The 17,093-nt window shown below is 48.8% G+C and carries 14 protein-coding genes; 8 read left to right on the forward strand and 6 right to left on the reverse strand.

Going from position 1 to position 17,093, the window contains the following annotated elements:
- Positions 1-220 precede the first annotated feature (220 nt).
- Positions 221-898, reverse strand: a complete 678-nt coding sequence (locus MHM94_RS01780) for a tellurite resistance TerB family protein (RefSeq protein ID WP_235418547.1) — start codon at positions 896-898, stop codon at positions 221-223.
- A gap of 265 nt (positions 899-1,163) precedes the next feature.
- On the opposite strand from MHM94_RS01780, the gene MHM94_RS01785 reads away from it, so the two are divergent.
- Entirely contained in the window at positions 1,164-1,553 is a 390-nt protein-coding gene (locus tag MHM94_RS01785) for a biopolymer transporter ExbD (RefSeq protein ID WP_022944665.1), read from the forward strand.
- A gap of 52 nt (positions 1,554-1,605) precedes the next feature.
- Here the strand turns inward: MHM94_RS01785 and MHM94_RS01790 are convergent, their stop codons facing one another.
- Positions 1,606-2,304, reverse strand: coding sequence for a transporter substrate-binding domain-containing protein (locus MHM94_RS01790; protein WP_053909562.1), 699 nt, complete (start codon positions 2,302-2,304; stop codon positions 1,606-1,608).
- Positions 2,305-2,548: 244 nt separating this feature from the next.
- Here MHM94_RS01790 and MHM94_RS01795 point away from each other — a divergent pair, with 244 nt between their 5' ends.
- Positions 2,549-3,469, forward strand: a complete 921-nt coding sequence (locus MHM94_RS01795) for a tetratricopeptide repeat protein (protein ID WP_235418548.1) — start codon at positions 2,549-2,551, stop codon at positions 3,467-3,469.
- Between the two features lie 33 nt (positions 3,470-3,502).
- On the opposite strand, the gene MHM94_RS01800 is transcribed toward MHM94_RS01795, so the two are convergent.
- From MHM94_RS01800 to MHM94_RS01815, 4 genes are all read right to left on the reverse strand, one after another.
- A complete protein-coding gene (locus MHM94_RS01800) occupies positions 3,503-3,826 on the reverse strand; it encodes a hypothetical protein (protein ID WP_045980153.1) in 324 nt (107 codons plus the stop codon).
- A 34-nt stretch (positions 3,827-3,860) separates the two neighbouring features.
- Positions 3,861-4,376: a nuclear transport factor 2 family protein gene (locus tag MHM94_RS01805; RefSeq protein WP_022944669.1), complete on the reverse strand. Its 516-nt coding sequence runs from the start codon at positions 4,374-4,376 to the stop codon at positions 3,861-3,863.
- A gap of 14 nt (positions 4,377-4,390) precedes the next feature.
- Complete coding sequence (locus MHM94_RS01810; protein WP_053909564.1) at positions 4,391-5,131, reverse strand: ferredoxin--NADP reductase; 741 nt, start codon at positions 5,129-5,131, stop codon at positions 4,391-4,393.
- Between the two features lie 184 nt (positions 5,132-5,315).
- Positions 5,316-6,182, reverse strand: coding sequence for an AraC family transcriptional regulator (locus MHM94_RS01815; protein ID WP_152441857.1), 867 nt, complete (start codon positions 6,180-6,182; stop codon positions 5,316-5,318).
- A gap of 267 nt (positions 6,183-6,449) precedes the next feature.
- On the opposite strand from MHM94_RS01815, the gene MHM94_RS01820 reads away from it, so the two are divergent.
- The 6 genes from MHM94_RS01820 (at position 6,450) to MHM94_RS01845 (ending at position 17,090) form a co-directional block, all read left to right on the forward strand.
- The gene (locus MHM94_RS01820) at positions 6,450-9,101 is read left to right on the forward strand and encodes a TonB-dependent receptor (protein ID WP_239348331.1); all 2,652 of its coding nucleotides are present in this window, start codon (positions 6,450-6,452) and stop codon (positions 9,099-9,101) included.
- Between the two features lie 39 nt (positions 9,102-9,140).
- Entirely contained in the window at positions 9,141-10,598 is a 1,458-nt protein-coding gene (locus MHM94_RS01825) for a tryptophan halogenase family protein (protein WP_235418551.1), read from the forward strand.
- Between the two features lie 196 nt (positions 10,599-10,794).
- Positions 10,795-12,063, forward strand: a complete 1,269-nt coding sequence (locus MHM94_RS01830) for an MFS transporter (RefSeq protein ID WP_151173890.1) — start codon at positions 10,795-10,797, stop codon at positions 12,061-12,063.
- A complete protein-coding gene (locus MHM94_RS01835) occupies positions 12,060-12,926 on the forward strand; it encodes an ROK family protein (RefSeq protein ID WP_235418553.1) in 867 nt (288 codons plus the stop codon). Before MHM94_RS01830 ends, MHM94_RS01835 begins: the two co-directional genes overlap by 4 nt.
- Positions 12,919-15,468: a family 20 glycosylhydrolase gene (locus MHM94_RS01840; RefSeq protein ID WP_235418555.1), complete on the forward strand. Its 2,550-nt coding sequence runs from the start codon at positions 12,919-12,921 to the stop codon at positions 15,466-15,468. Before MHM94_RS01835 ends, MHM94_RS01840 begins: the two co-directional genes overlap by 8 nt.
- Positions 15,469-15,599: 131 nt before the next feature.
- On the forward strand, positions 15,600-17,090 hold the full coding sequence (locus tag MHM94_RS01845; RefSeq protein ID WP_235418557.1) for an OmpA family protein: 1,491 nt from the start codon (positions 15,600-15,602) through the stop codon (positions 17,088-17,090).
- Positions 17,091-17,093 lie beyond the last annotated feature (3 nt).

The following is a 17,093-nucleotide window of genomic DNA, read 5'->3' on the forward strand; positions in this document are numbered from 1 at the left end:
TGCACTGGGAAAGGCAACCTAGTTATGGGAAGTTCGTGAATGCGAATCGGCCGTTTCATCACTCAGCTGAGACAGACCTTGTGGTTCTCAGTTAACTTTCAAATAACATCAATCTTTTTTATTTGTCGGCTCAAATGCCGTGAAAAACGAGGGGGGAGTGTGGCTTGATAAATAAACAGAGAGTGACGCCGAGTGGGTCACTCTAGCGTGCACTCAACGGTTACTCACTGGCTAGGCGCGCTTGCTGAGTCAGCTGTTGATGCACATTGTTGACTAATTCCTGTGGGATACAGAGCTTATTTGCTAACGCATCAAGATATTGCCCAGAGATGGGCTGACTCAGGTCTATGGCGCTGGCACTGGCGGCATAGACTTCGATGCCTGTTTGCGCATTTGGTACAGCATTAACCAGCTCCGATAAGCTCATGGGCTGGCGCAGCTCATCAAATAACATGGCTTTTTCATGGGTTTGCAAGTCCATGTTTTCTACTTGCGCAAAAATGCGTTGTCGCTCTTGCTCGTCTATATGACCATCGGCGTAGGCGGCTGCAATCATCGCGCGCATCAGCAGCAGTTGACCGCCTTCGTTGTCATCTTCCACAACGTGTTCAAAGCTTTGTTGTTGCTTAGGAGTCGAGTGATAATTAAAGTTGCCTGAGCGTTGATGTTCTGTACTTGGTTCAGCTGCTGAACTTTTTTGTGCATACTGCTGGTATGCCTTCCAAGCAAGGCCACCAATGGCGGCAAGGGCACCATACTTCATCACTTTCTCAGAAGTCTTTTTGCCACTTTTGCCAGTGGCTAAGCCACTTAGACCACCGCCAGCGACACCGCCTAGGAAGCCGCTTAGTGCACCTGATTTATTTAAACTCCCTACGAGTTTTTGTAAGTCTTTCATTGCCCTTTCCTTATATCCATATTTACTTGGCTACTGTGAGCATAAGTCATGGCTACGTAAATAAAAACAACCAGCTTGTTACAAAACAATACAAAAGTGCGTGAGACAAACGCAGCCAGAGGTATACACCGCACTGTTTTGATTTTTGCATCACTAAAAGCACAAAAAGATCATAAAAATAAAATGTTTATACGCTTTTAATGTAACAAAGCATTTTCATTCGTGGTCTAGGGTGAATAAGGAGTCTAATAAAAAGGAACATGCTATGAATAGAAAAAGACCGACCAACACCGAAGCGCAAGCTGATATGACCCCAATGCTTGATGTGGTTTTCATCCTGCTAATTTTCTTTGTGGTGACAACCTCCTTTGTTCGCGAGCACAGTTTGAGCGTTACTCGTCCCGAGTCTAATTCAGCGGTGTCAGCAGAAAATAAAACCTTGATGATTCAAGTCACTCACAGTAACCATGTGGTGATGGCGGGGAGGAATATCGAGACCTCACAAATTGCCAGCAACATCGCCCGCATATCTGCCACAGAGCCATTCTCTTCGGTTGCCATTCGCGCGCATGAGCAAAGCCGTCATCAGCAAGTTGTGACGGTTATGAATGCTGTACGAGAAATGGGGCAGTGGCCCATCGCGTTAGTTGATTAACGGCCTGTATTCAACGCCAGTGTCATTAGCCAATATGACACTGGCGCTTTTCTCAAGGTTGGTGGAAGTTTGTAGCGCTCAACGTAGTGAACGAAGCCATTAATCGCTGCTTGATCTGTGGGTCAGATTGCTTATTAATTGCCAAGCATGCAGGGAGGTCGCGGCTGAAATTCTCCGGCAGAGCTGCGGTAATATTGTCTGTATCATGCACTGAGGTATTAATTAATAACACATAATCTAACCGGCCATTACGGAGGTTTTGCGTTAATACATCGATATTGGTCGTCACCATCAGGTTTTTGCCTTCGATAAAGCCTTGATTGAGTAATAAAGAATGTGCAACCGAGCCACGACTCACGCCCACTAAGCTCGTTTTTGCATCAGCCAGAGAGCTTGGGGCCAGGTCATGACGATTTTTGAGTTTATATAGATAAACCTCCAAAGGAGGAACCAGAGGGCATAACCAATCAAAACGCTCACTGCGTGTGGGGGTTTTTAATATGGTAAAAATAAGGGTATTGGCAGAGGATTCTGCTTGTTTGTAGGCGCGCTTCCATGGCAACACTTCAATGCTGTAATCAAGGCCTGCATGATGCATAAGTTGCTGTACGCGCTCGGTGGCATCTCCTCGCACCTGGCCCTGCTTATCAACATAGCTTAATGGCGGCAACTGCTCGGTTACCAAAAAAACCTTATTCTGGGCTATGCTCAAACAGCTCACAAGAGGTAATAATAACAGCCAATACTTCACATCAATCTACTCAATCCTTCGTCCCAAATAAGCCTAGGAGATAAACTAAGTTTTAGCAAAATCAATTAAGTATGGGTTCAGGGACATCTTGCTAAGTTATAATCTCACTCCTGTTAATGTTCCTTTGAACCTTTATTGTTGTTAAGCAGGTTAGCCAGTTACTTTTGTAGCTGGCTTTTTTTTGCCTGAAACACAGCAAACTGGCATCATAGGGGCTGAGAGAATTATAAAAAAGGAAATAGGCATGTCTAAGTTAGTTTGCTTTATATTCAGCGGCTTACTTTTTGTTTTTGGCACTATGGCCAGCAGTTATGCCAATACCCCCGAGTTGGCGCTGCCGGCGCAACAGGCGAAAGGGCTAACACCGAACCAAGAGCAACAAACACAGCAGGTGGTTAAGGATTTAAATGAGCCCATGTATCGCCCGTTGATTGAGCGTTACATCCTCGATGAGCTCAAGGCGGTGCGCCAAGACCAGCAGGCTTTGCGTGCCGAATACACCGAAAAGATTGCTCACGCGCAACTAGAAACCGCTGATCGCGCTATTGTCTACACCACAGACACCATTAACAATGTGTTTTTTATTCTCACCGCGACGGCGTCAATTTTGGTGTTAGTTGGGTGGAACTCACTACGCGATGTAAAAAATAAGGTTGAAGACATTGTTAACTCCCGCGTCAGTGCCATTACCGACGAATATGAAGCGCGCCTAAAAGATTTAGAAGAGCAGCTTCGAGGTCGCTCAGAGGAAATCCTCAACAACCAGAAGAAGATCACCATCACCAACGAAATTCATTCATTGTGGATGCGTGCTAATTTAGAGAGTGACTTTGCTACCAAGGTTGAGATTTACGACGAGATCCTCAATCGTAAGCCTGAAGATGTTGAAGCTATCGCCTATAAGGCGGATGCCTTACTCGAGCTTGGTGATACCCAAGAGGCAATTAGTTTGTGTAATCAGGCGCTGGAAATTGACTCAGATTATGGCTATGCCTACTGGCAGCGAGCTTGTGCATACGCACTAACACACGAGCACAGCGATGCCTTGGCGGATATTCGTATGGCCTTAGACTACTCGCCTAATCTGCGCAATGAGCTGTTGCACGAAAGTGCGTTTGCCAGTCTACATGACAACGATAGCTTTAATGAAATCGTTAATGGCTAAAGGTATTAGGGGGGTGTAGCCGCTGCTACGCCCCTAGCTGGGACGTAAAAATTGGTCGATGGCTTCGGCGAGTTGTTCGTCTAGATGTTCTTCAAAATCACTACGTTGGCTGCCAAAGTGAGCGAGAAATTGCTCGGCCTGTTGCAATGATAAACGTTTATTACGTAGCGTGTAGCTGACTTCATCTTTGCTTTTATCGTAACGCGGCACAAAACGGTAAGTGGCAAATTCGGGAGCGCTGATATGCTGTTGTGCGTAGGCACAAAATCCCTCTATGTGATCTTTGCCATCCGGCCCCAAACATCCCGGTTCAACACGGTATAATAACTGTATCTGTGGTGGGGTGTTTGCTGCCATGGCTTTCCTCAATTACTTGCGCACACCTAGCAGTTTAGCTGGTAGTTTTAAAAAACAACACTTTTTGTACTTTGGCGTCTTTCACTTGATAACTGGTGACCACCTCAGAGCGTTTATCAATAACTTCAGGGTCTGTACTGCACGACTCTGAGAGCTCTTGGTCAATAACAAAACTACCATGAACAATACGCTTGATAGGGGCGGTATTTACACACTGTAATTTTTTAAACATTAAGCCATAGCGGGCTATGAGTTGCTCTTTGCCAGTGAACATCAACTCGTTGGGGAACATATAAAATGCCACATCTTCAGCGAAGTAGCTAATGAAGGTGTCGATGTCTTTGTTGTTATAGGCATCCACCAAGGCATCCACGACTGCAACCGCTTGTTGTTGTTCTTTACTGAGCTTTTTAACCGCTTTCTTTTCGGCTTTTTTGATGGCTTGCTCGAGCGCTTGTTGCTGCGCTGGGTCTTTCTCAAGCGGCGTTTGTTCGCCGTAGGCATTGCCAATAAAGTTTAGGCATAGCAATGACACAATTAGGTATTTCATTTGTTGGTCCTTTTTTACCAATACTGCTCTACGGTGATCTGCCCTGGCGTGCGCCGTCGGTTGCGTGTATAGCCTAGTTCTTGAAGGCAGGCACTGGTGTCTTTTACCATCTCAGGGTTACCGCAGATCATAAACTGTGCCACATCTGGGCTGGCACTGAGCTGAACATGATCAAAAAGTTTGCCACTTTTTATTAACCCGGGAATACGCTCACTCAACATGCCATCGACATTTTCGCGGGTGACCACGGGCACATAGTGTAGTTGTGGATACTGCTGTTGCAGCTGTTTAACCAGTGCTTGATAGCTTAAATCTTGCTGCTCTCTTACGCAGTGTACCAACACCACGTGAGTAAATTTTTGCCATACATGGGGCTGTTGCAGTATTGATAAAAACGGGCCAATCGCGGTGCCGGTACTAAGCATGTACACTTGCTCGCTGCTGGGTACTTCATCAAGTGTGAAAAAGCCCGTGCTCTGCTCGGCGATGCGTACCTCATCACCGGGTTGTAAGTTGGCCAGCGCCTCAGATAGGGCACCATCGTCAACCTTAATTAAGTAAAACTCGAGGTCATCACTGCTAGGAGGGTTTACAAATGAATAGGCTCGGGCCACACGCTCACCGTCTACCTCTAACGCAAGCTTAGTGTATTGCCCCGCAGTGAAAGGGGCGATGTCGGCGTGGACCACCAGCGAGAATAACTTATCATTCCACCACTTCACTCGGGTCACTTTTGCGCTCAGCCAATTAGCCATTTCACCTCCAGTAATGTCTTTTTACTCAATAAGTTAACTGTGGCAACTGTGAGCTATAAAGTCAATGAGTTTTAATTTTTGGTACAGTTGCTATAAAGCGATAACAGTATCAGTATAGCGTTGTGCGGCTGCTCTGGCGTGGTTGCTGTGTAAAGCTCTAGCACCGGGGAGAAGGTTCCGATGTTTAGATCAGTGCGCGCTGCTGAAGCCGCGCGCGAAATTGGCTTGGGGTGCAGTTCTTTATTGTTTGAAAGCGTCGATTAAAATTAGAAATGTTATTGAATCCACATTGATCGGAGATCACTGTAATCGGCGACGAGGTATTAATGAGTAGCTTACACGCTTTGGCGATGCGTAGCTGATTAATAAACTCGGTCACGGTGCGCTCGGTGCGTTTTTTAAAAAAGCGATGGAAGTGGTTGGTGCTCATGTGAGCATGCTCGGCAAGCATATCTGCGCTGAGCTTTTCTGTGTAGTTGTCATAAATAAAGGAGATCACCCGGTCAAACTTGTCTTTGGCTGGGTCTTGGCGATAATCAAAACGAAAACCGGCGCTGGAAAGGTAATCATACTGGGATTGTGCCATGCGCGTTAGCATATCCATTAACAGTACGTAGCGCTGTAACGGGCTGGCTTGCTCCATGCTCTCGAACAAGGCCTGGCATTGCTTTGCCAATTGTTGCGAGAAGCGCAGGCCTCGGCGAGCCCCACTGAGTAATTCCTCCAGTTGTTGCAGCTCAGGGTGTTGAGCCACCATGCTTTCTAACCACGGCGCCGGTATTTGTGCCACATGGACAATTTGCTCAGATAAGTCAGTATTGATTTTCGATTGCCAAGTATGGGGCAGTTCAGGGCCGAGCAACACCAAGTCGTAGTCACCATAGGGCGCAATATAGTCGCCAATATGGCACACGCCACGGCTATTGAGGGTTAAGCATATTTCGTACTCGGGGTGATAGTGCCAATTAAATGGGATTTCGGGCAAGCGATACAAGCAATAACGCCAAGAGCAGTTTGGTGAGGGGATCACCTTTTCACACATTGCACGCACGCGCTAACCTCCACTGTTATTGTCCTTGTTAATTGTTTTGCTATTTCAGCAACTCCCCAGCGCTTGTGTGCGACTATTCTCTCACACTTCAATACTAACCTATCATTCGTTTGCCGCTATAGTGCTTTGGTTTTACGCTTTTTTGACAGCTTAACCGCAACACTGCGAGAAAAGTATGATCAGTGCATAGAATCGTACCGCTTAAAAAACGCTCATGCCTTTACTCTGAATAGGCCAAAAATAGTAAGGAAGAAGATGAGCATAACAATGAAAACAACACCTAAACGCCGCTTTAATATCAACCGAGTGGCTGCACTCGTGACAACAAGTTTACTCGCTAGCATGGCTATTACTCCCAGCGTCTATGCACAACAGCAGTTAGCGCAAGATGACCAGCAAATGGAAACCATTGAGGTGAGGGGGATTCGCCGTTCGTTGGAAGCCTCCATGAACACTAAGCGCTTTGCCAATGCCGTGGTCGATGCCATTACCTCTGAAGACATTGGTAAATTCCCTGACAAAAACATTGGTGATGCCTTACAGCGTATTTCTGGGGTTACCGTGGACCGCCAATACGGTGAAGTCAGTGGGGTGACCATTCGCGGTACAGCGCCTGAACAATCAAGAGTGTTGTTAAATGGCCAATCAGTGGCCAGCACCTCATGGTACGACTTAGGCCCTGCAACACGTACATTTAATATGGAATTACTCTCTGCAGAGCAAGTATCGGCGGTGGAAGTGTACAAAACACCCAAAGCTTCCATCGAGGAAGGGGCCTTAGGCGGCACCGTGGATTTGACCACGCGCCAGCCGTTAGACTTAGACACCAACACCCTGATGGTATCCGCTGAGCTAGCGCGTGGGTCTCTGTACGATGAAACCGACGCGGGTGGCGCATTTTTAGCGAGCTGGAAAGATGAGCAAGAGCGCTTTGGTATTCTCGCTTCTTACTCCATCGAGCAACTGACCTCCGGGCGCCATGTGCTGGAGTCTATCGGAAGTTACTATGAATACTTTGCCGCTGACCCAGGCACAGGGCAAGAATCGACAGTGGGCGCGTGGGCGATAGGCTCGCAGGCTTTTCGAGCTGAGCGCGAGCGCACCAGTGCGCAATTAACCGCGCAATTTGCGCCTACCGATAATACCGAGTTTGTGCTTGATTATTTTCGCTTCGAGCTTGATAACCCTCATGTAAACCATAACTTTTTGACCGTCGGCGGGCGCGGCAGCGGCTCTGAAAACGTGCAAAATAATGCCCTTGGCGGCACGGAGCAAGCGACCATTACGCCTGCCTACGCCTCGATTATTTATAATCCGGTGGTGCGCAATGCCGTTAATATGAAAGCCGATGTACTGAACTTATCGGGTAAGTATATCGGTGATACTTATGAAGTAAGTGCCGTGCTGGGTCAGTCTACCTCCGATGGCGGTACGCAGTTCGGCGCCTCCAGTTGGTGGATACCGGCGACTGACGAGGGTGATAAAATCGGCGACCCGGCATTTGAAAATGGTCAAAATAGCACCGATGGCGGCTTTACCTATGATGCGACCGGCCCCTATCAAGTATGGCTGAGCTCACTCGATGCCACCGATGCCAGTCAGTTTAAACATGCCCAAGAGGCCAACTTTCAAACTACCGTACAAGAGCATGATATCCGCTACGCTCAAGCAGATATCAAATGGTTGCTCAGCGGCGATCTGTTTACCAGTATTGAAGCCGGGGTGAAGGTCAATAGCAGTGAATTCTCACGCGTAGCGATTCATCGTAACCCAGCCGATGTGATTGGCTTTGTTCCCAATGGCAATTTAAGCAATTGGAGTGATGGCGTGTTTACTGATCTTCACTCGCAAAGCAGCGGCCATATTCTTGACTCCTATGCCAAGCTTGATGAAGACCAGTGGTGGGATTTTATCAGTGGCAAATATGAGGCGGGAGAGCTGATTGAAACACCTGCCTTGGGCGATACCTTCGGCGTGGATGAAGATATGCTGGCGCTTTACGTGCAAAGTGATTTCAGCGGCGAATACTTCCGAGGAAACGTGGGCTTGCGCTATGTGGACACCGAGCAAACCTCGTCTGGCTATGCCGATGGCCAAGCCTTTAAAGAAACGGTGGACTACGATAATTGGTTGCCAAGCATCAACATCGCCTTTGATGTCAGCGACGACGTTATTGTCCGCGCCGCCGCATCCAGTGTGATGTCACGGGTGAACTACAGCGACTTGAAGCCCGGCTTAGCCATTCAAGAAAACTTTGGCTCTGCCAACGGCGGCAATCCCTATCTAAAACCTTATGAGGCCGACCAAGCCGACCTCGGGGTTGAATACTATTTTACCGAGGCATCGCTGTTTTCAGCAGCCGCTTTTGTGAAACAAATTGACAACGTTGTCTTTCTCACTGAAGAAGTCGAGTTTGTCGATGGCTGTGGCGCTCAACCTTCAGAGTATGATAGCTGCCGCGTCACCCGACCTCGCAGTAATGGCGATGGTGATGTCACCGGCTTAGAGTTGCAATTGCAGCATACCTTTGCCAATGGTTTTGGCTTTGTCAGTAACTACACCTATGTTGATAGTGAAACAACCCGCCCCGATGGCGCCACAGAAATGGTTCCTGGGGTGTCGGAAAACTCATTTAACGGCTCGCTGTTCTACGAGAACGATCACATCAGTGCGCGTATCGCCTACAACTGGCGCAGTGAGTGGATAGGTGTGGGCGCCGCACAAGCGGTACGCAATGATGACTATCAACAATGGGATGCCTCCATTGTTTGGCACGCCATGGAAAATCTTGATATCAGCTTAGAGGGGGTGAACCTTACCAATGAGGTCATTCAATCTTACGATACCAACTATGACTTAACGCAAAACACCATTGAGTTTGGCTCTCGCTACTACCTCAGTGCCAGCTATAAGTTCTAACTATCAAGGGCCCAGCCTCAGCGCTGGGCAAACAGGGCGATGAATAACATTAATACCATCACGATAGTGGGCGGAGGTACGGCCGGGTGGATGTGCGCCGCCTATCTGAGTAAGCACCACCGAGATAAAACGGTGCGGGTGATAGAGTCTGCACACATTGGTCGTATTGGTGTTGGCGAGGGGTCCACGCCACACCTGCAACAGTTTATGGCCGACTTAGGGGTGACAGAAAGCCATTGGATGCGTGCCTGCGAGGCCACCTATAAGGCAGGGATCCGCTTTAGTCACTGGAATGGCGATGACAGTGAGTATTTTCACCCTTTCTTTAGTGAGTTAGATGAAAAAACGGCGGAGGTGTTTTTTGTCAACGCCAATGCCAGGCGTCGCGGTGCTGCTGTGCCCGCCCATCCGGATGGGTACTTTTTAGCGGCGCAGTTGGCGGCGCAAAATCGTGCTCCCAAAGCGCTCAGTGCATTAGCGCGGCCGCTGCACTATGGCTATCATTTTGATGCGCAAAAGCTGGCAGATTGGCTGCGCGCCTATGCCTGCGCTCGTGGCGTTGAGCACATCAGCGGAACAGTCTCGCAAGTACAAGGTCGCCAGCGTATCGAGCATGTCACCTTGGCGGATGGGCGCACGCTGCAGGGAGACTTTTACATTGATGCCAGTGGTTTTCAATCACTGCTGGTGGAAAAGGCGCTGCAAGAGCCCTTTATTCGCTTTAACGATGAGTTACTCAATGACCGCGCCGTGGCTTTCGCCACTGAGGCGCTGCCTAACCCACCGGTGTACACCCATGCTCAAGCTATGCCGAGTGGTTGGCGCTGGCACATTCCACTGCAAAGCCGCTGTGGCAATGGCTATGTCTACAGCAGCCAATATCTAAATGCGGAGCAGGCTGAACAGCAGTTGCGCCAAGCCTTGGGTGAGTATCATAGCAGCGCTAAACATCTGCACATGCGAGTGGGCATGATGCGCCGCGCACTGGTCAGTAATGTCATGGCCGTTGGCCTAGCGCAGAGCTTTATCGAGCCTTTGGAGGCCACCGCGCTGATGATCACTGGCCACAGCATCACACTACTGAGTCAATTTATTGAAGGCCAGGTCAGTGCGCAGCACCTTAATGATGAATTACACACCCTCGTGTTGGGCGTGAAAGATTATATTCTCGGCCATTACGCCACTAGCCGTCGTGTCGATACGCCCTATTGGTTAGCCAGTGCGGTAATAGCCGCACAAAGCCCGCGAATTGCGCCGCTGTTACAGCGTTGGCGCAGCGGTGGAGATATCGACCAGTGGTTGCATCAGCATCGTCATCAGCAGGCTTATAACCGAGCCAGCTGGTATTGCCTGTTAGCGGGCATGGATTATCGCGACACGCACCTCACCCAGCCTTTTGAGTGCGCCCCGGCGCATATCGACAGCGCCGCCAAGGCCTATGTAAAAACACTATGCGAGACTCATTTTGGCGTCCATGAGCAGGTTTTAAGGCTGTGAGAATAGTATCGGTAAGGCACTGAATTGTGCCGCCAGTGGTGGCAAAAGGCTGCGATACTGGCAGCGCATACAAAGAGCATTAATAACCCATTTGGGGTGATGGTCGTGGTTCCCCTTGAGCATTGTGTTTGTTTGCCCACAAGCCGGCTCGTATAAACCATCACCCCTTTTATTTTAAGGCACAGAGGGAAAAACAATGAAAACTAATATCCCTGTGGTCGTATTAGTACTCGCGACCTTTTTTATGATTTCGTTTATTACCAATATCCTCGGACCGATATTTCCGGCGCTTATTGATAGCTTTGATATTGGCTTAACGCTAGCGGGGTTTTTCCCGTTCGCATTCTTTATCGCCTACGGAGTCATGTCCATTCCGGCGGGGTTGTTAGTGCAATCTTGGGGCGAGAAACACGTGATGTTGTTGGCGTTTTTACTCGCTGCATTAGGCGCAATGGCGTTTGTGCTTATGCCGGTATTTGCGGTTGCAATGACAGCGCTGTTCTTGCTCGGCTCAGCTATGGCACTACTGCAAGTGGCGGTTAACCCATTATTGCGCGAAAGCGGCGGCAGCCAGCATTTTGCGCTGTTGTCAGTGTTGGCGCAGCTGATGTTTGGTGGCGCTGCAACGTTGTCCCCTTTGGTGTATTCACATTTACTTGAGCAAACGCAAACTGGGCAAGGTGTTGGAGCCATGATAGCGCCGAGTATTCCCGCGAATATGGGGTGGCTGAGTATGTATTGGCTGTTTGCGGCATTAAGTGTGGCCATGCTGGTATGGATAGCGCTAACACCCATTAAAAGAGCCCAGCGCAACGCCGATGAACGGCTCAGCGCCAAGCAAAGCCTGCAATACTTTAAAAACCCCACGGCCATTAAGTTCTTCTTTGCAATCGCCGCTTATGTTGCCCTAGAGCAAGGCATTGCCAATTCCATGTCGGTGTTTTTACAGCAACAACATGGCTTAGAGCCCAACACTGAGGGCGCAGCGGTGGTGAGTCATTTTTGGTTGAGTTTAACCCTGGGTTGTTTACTCGGATTAGTGCTACTTAAGTGTGTGGATGCGCAAAAGTTATTGATGTTCTTTAGCGTGGGTGCCGCGCTCTGCTTAGTTGTAGCGCTGTTTGGCAGCCAATCGCTAGCGGTGCTGGCATTTCCTGCCTGTGGGTTTTTCTTGTCCATTATGTGGTCGGTTATTTTCTCTTTGGCGCTCAACTCTTTTAAAGCCGGGCATGGCGCTGTGGCCGGGATCCTCTGCACTGGCATTATTGGCGGCGCCGTGGCCTCGCCAATCATTGGCGCAATCAGCCAAGGTATAGGGAGCTTACAAATCGCCATTCTAGTACTGTTTGTACCGCTGATTTATATCTTTAGCGTGGGTATTTGGGCGCGTCCACTGGTGCGCAATCACACCCTTAATCTGTTTAAAAAATCCGTTTCCAACGAAGAGTTAAAGAGTCCTTCATGAAAAATGTTGTATGCATCGACTTGGGAGGCACCAAAGCACTGGCAGCGCGTGTTGATGGCGTGAATCTCAGCGCCCCGATTCGTCGCGCGGTGCCCTACCAAGGGGAGAAAGAACAAATCAATGCATTTGTCTTAGAGTTAGTGCGCAGTACCATTAACGAGCACAGTCAAGGCATTGCCATTGGCGTTCCGAGCATGGTGGAAATGCAATCAGGTCGGGTGCTGGAAACCGTGAATATTCCCAGTTGGCACAACGTTGCTTTACAGCAATTGTTACAGACCCACTTTGAGTTACCGGTGGTGGTGCACAATGATGCCAACTGTTTTGCCATGGGCGAGTATTGTTATGGCGGCCATCAAGTGCAAAACCTCGTGGGTGTGTGCTTAGGCACCGGCCTTGGCGCGGGCATTGTCATCGATGGCACCTTGTATAGCGGCAAACATGCGGCGGCCGGCGAGTTTGGTAGCTTTCCCTATCGAGATGGTATCATTGAGCACTATACCAGCGGGCAATTCTTTAAGCGCCGAGGTTTAGAAGGGGGCGAGCAGGCACTGTTAGCGCAACAAGGCGATGCCCATGCAAAGGCGCTATTTGCTGAGTTAGGTACACACATAGGTTATGCCTTGGCGCAGGTGATGCTGGCTTTTGACCCAGACAAAGTCGTGCTCGGCGGCTCAGTGGCACGCTCTTACTCACTGTTTGCTGAAACCATGCGGCACGCGCTCAGTAACCAGGCTCACCCCATTTTGGTTGAAGCGTTGCAAATAAGCCCCGGGCAGTTGGAATATGCGCCGCTGTTGGGGGCATATGCGTTATTCGAACGTCACACCCATTTGCCACACAAGGAGGTTTATTGTGCGTAACCTAATTTTATTGTTGCTTGTTTTCGCGGCCAACGCGCAAGCGATCACGGCGTCGCAGCTTGAGCGTTTGGCGCAGCAACTACAAGTGCATTACACCTTGATTGATGCCAATCCTGATAGTTGTCCTGAGCAAAAAGAGGCGTGTTACCTCAGTGAACTGACACTGTCGTTAGCCAGCGCCGAGGATTTAGAGCCACTAAGCGATTGGGCCATCTATTTTAGCCAGCTGATGCCTATCTACGCGGTGCAGGGGGAGCAGCTCGCTATTGAGCATGTTAATGGTGATCTACACCGCATCCGTGCCACTTCGCAGTTTACCGGCTTTGGTGAGGCGGGCGTAAGCGTGCGTTTTTACACTGAACAATCGCAAATCACCCGCTCGGAATTTATGCCCAACTACCTGATAAGCGATGTTGAGCACCGCCTAGAGCCACAGGTGATCGCCAGCACGCAAAGCGTTGTTGACGACACTACAGGCTTAGAGCGCCAACCCTATTTACAGGCTTTCACCGGCATCAAGCAATTACGAGTGAGTGATGATGATAAAACCCCCTGGATGGGGGCTGAGTATTTATATCAGCATCAAGTACGCCCGAAGCCCCGTGATACCGTATTGGGTTTGGTGCCACAGCCACAGCACATTGCGCGTACGGCGCCGGGGCGGCTGTCGCTAAGCAAAGGTTTTACACTGCAATTAAAGGGTATAGAGCGAGGCGCTATCGAGGCGGCGTTAAAACGATTAGCAACCCTCGGCGTTCATGAGCGCCAAGCTGCGGTGAGCATTGAAATTCATGTTAGCGAGCAAGCAGGCGCGCCGCCAGAGTCTTATAAACTCAATGTGCGTGGTGAGAGCATTGTTATTCAAGCGCCCAGTGCCACTGGGGCCTTTTACGGGCTGCAAAGTGTAGCGGGGCTATTGAATAGTGACGATTTAAGCCTAGAGCGGGTCGCTATAGAAGATGCGCCGCATTATGGCTTTCGTGGTTTACACATTGATGTAGCACGTAATTTTCGAACTAAAGCGTTTATTCTTAATACCATAGAGCAAATGGCGGCGTATAAGCTTAACAAGCTGCATTTGCACTTGGCAGATGATGAAGGCTGGCGTCTTGCCATTGATGGTTTACCGGAGCTGACCGAGGTGGCGGCAACACGTTGTTTAGATTTAGCAGAGCAGCGCTGCTTGTTGCCCCAGTTGGGCGCCGGCCACCTTAGTGACAGTGGAGTGAATGGTTTTTATAGCGCGCAAGATTATGTTGATATTTTGCGTTATGCCCAAGCCCATCATATTGAAGTGGTGCCTTCGCTGGATATGCCCGGGCACTCGCGTGCCGCTATTAAAGCGATGGAGGCTCGTTATCAGCGTTTGCTGGCGCAAGGCGACAAACAGCGCGCCAGTCAGTACCGTTTAGTGGAGCCACAAGACCGTACGCAATACCGCTCTATTCAGCATTATAACGACAACACCTTAAATATTTGTTTGCCGTCAACCTATCGCTTTATCGATAAGGTCCTGCTGGAAGTACAGCGTTTACATCAGCGAGCGGGGGTGGAGTTGCACACTTATCATATTGGTGCCGATGAAACGGCCGGAGCCTGGCTGGCGTCACCGGCATGCCAACAGCTCAAAGATAAGGTCGCGGACTTTAGCTCATTCAATGGTTATTTTATTGAAAAGATTAGTCAATCTTTGGCTAATAAAGGCATTAAAGTAGGTGGTTGGAGTGATGGCATGAGCGATGTGCGCTTAGCAAATATGCCAGCTCATGTGCAAAGTAACGCCTGGGCGACTTTGAGTGACAATGGCCATGAGGTTGCCCATCAGCATGCCAATCAAGGATGGGATGTGGTGATCTCCAGCCCAGATGTCACCTATTTTGACTTTCCATATCAATCGCACCCACAAGAGCGCGGTAATCACTGGGCCAGTCGGGCTGCTGATACGCGCAAAGTATTTGAGTTTATGCCCGATAATCTGCCCGCACATGCAGAGATATGGCGCAGTGTTAAAAATCAGCCGTACCGCGCCGATGACAGTGACTCGTCTTTGCAACCCGGTGTGCAGTTTGCCGGTGTGCAAGGACACCTTTGGTCGGAGATGCTGCGCACAGACCGCCAAGCCGAGTACATGCTGTATCCACGCTTATTGGCGTTAGCAGAGCGTGCTTGGCACAAACCGCAGTGGGCACTGCCTTATGTGGCCGGTCGCAGTTACAGTGCCGACACCGAGTTTTTCGATGCGCAACGCCAACAGCAACGAGAGCAGGACTGGCAGCGTTTTGCTTATTTAGTTGGCGAACGGGAAATAGCTAAATTAGAAAAGTACGGGCGTTTTTATCGCATTCCCACAGTGGCGGCAAGCACCACTAAACAAGGCTATATCGATGCCTTTACTTTACTTCCCGGGTTTGCCATTGAAGTACAAGCGGCGGATGGCCAGTGGCAACCGTTCAAGGGCAACAAGCACTATGGCCCGGTGCGGGCGATACGAGCACGATCGCCACTAACCCAGCGCCGAGGCAGGGCGTTGAGTTTGCAGTAAACCAAGATTTCACACCAGTAAGGCAAGAGCAGGGCGGTGATCACCGCCTTTTTGCTTTCGCTACTGAAACTAGTTGATTTAAATACGGTAATAAGTATTAATAAGGCTAATTATATTTAAGGATGAAAATAATGGTTCGCTTGCTCTTTACCTTCGCTTTACTGTTACTTACCACTTCTAGCCTTGCGCAAAGTAATCTATTCGTCGACAAATACAAAGGCGGCCGCACCAAGGCCGACGCCCATTACAGCTATATGCCTGTATTAGTGCTAGGCAAAGGTGATCAACGTATAGAGTTAGCGGGGGAGTATCGCGCTTACATGCAGGAGATTGAGCCTAGCGCTAAGCTCGGCTTTTCACACCTACTTGCTGATGTTAAAGCCAAGCTGGAGGCTAAGGGGTTTAGCACACAGGTTTATTGTGTTCAGGAGTGTGATAAACGCACTTACGCCCGGCTAATTGATGATACCTTTCGCGATACAGTGTTGTATCGCTTAGGTTATTACAATGTTCAGGAAAACCGATTTGGCTATCTGTCAGCGATGAAAACAGTGAATGAGCAGCCACGTGCAGTTATGCTGTTTGCTAAACAAGAACGCAGCGGAGGGCTTTCCTTAGGCTATGAACAAATTGCATCCTTGCCTATGCCTGATGCGGGTCTTAGCGTGCAACAAGACTTTGAGATTGATGCGTTGGATTTTAGTCAGCTAAAAGCCAAGGAAAAAGATGCAAAAGGCAGTGCTGATCACCCATTAATCGAGCGCTTCCCTGGCAGTTATATCAAAAGCAGCGGCGTGAGTGATTATGAACCCTATCCATTAATTGTAGGTCAGTATAAAAAATCAATTCCGGTACGCACCGTCGGCGGTAAAGTGACCACGCTAAATTACCGTATTGATAAAACGGTTGGACCTTATGCAGTCCATAAAAACTACATGAATGCACTGACCCAAGCTGGGTTCACTATTATTTATGAGTGCCAAGCACGTAGCTGTGGCAACTATATTTTGCGTGATAATTACCGCGATACCATTTTTGCTAAGCGTCATGATTCTGATATCTATAACATGACTGAAAAAAGCAACTTTTACTTGTTCACAGCTGAGAAAGACACACCTCATGGCAAGCTATACACATCAATGTACAGCCTACAACGTAGGGCCAAGGAAAGTGTAGAGTTGGTGGTTGATATTATTGAAGAAAAAGGAGTTAGCCACGTAGCTTTAAATATCGACAGTGACAATCTTTTAAAAGAAATACAAAACACAGGCAGTGTTTCTTTGTATGGTATTGAGTTTGATTTTAATAAACACACTATTAAACCTAGCTCAAAAGCGCAATTGGATGAAATTGCAAAGTTCTTAACGCAAAGGGCTGATGTTTCTTTGTATGTGGTTGGTCACACCGATAATAAAGGTGCATTTGACTACAACCAAGACTTAGCGAGTCGACGCGCTCAAGAAGTGGTGAACACCCTAGTTCGTGATTACCAAATAACCCAACAGCGATTGCAAGCGGTGGGTGTCGGGCCAGTCGTTCCGTTGGCTGCAAACGACAATGACGATAATATGCAGCGTAACCGTCGCGTTGAATTGGTACTTAAAGCACCCATGTTCCTATAACCA

Source organism: Pseudoalteromonas sp. CNAT2-18.1 (genome assembly GCF_022347865.1).
Lineage (GTDB): Bacteria > Pseudomonadota > Gammaproteobacteria > Enterobacterales > Alteromonadaceae > Pseudoalteromonas > Pseudoalteromonas ruthenica.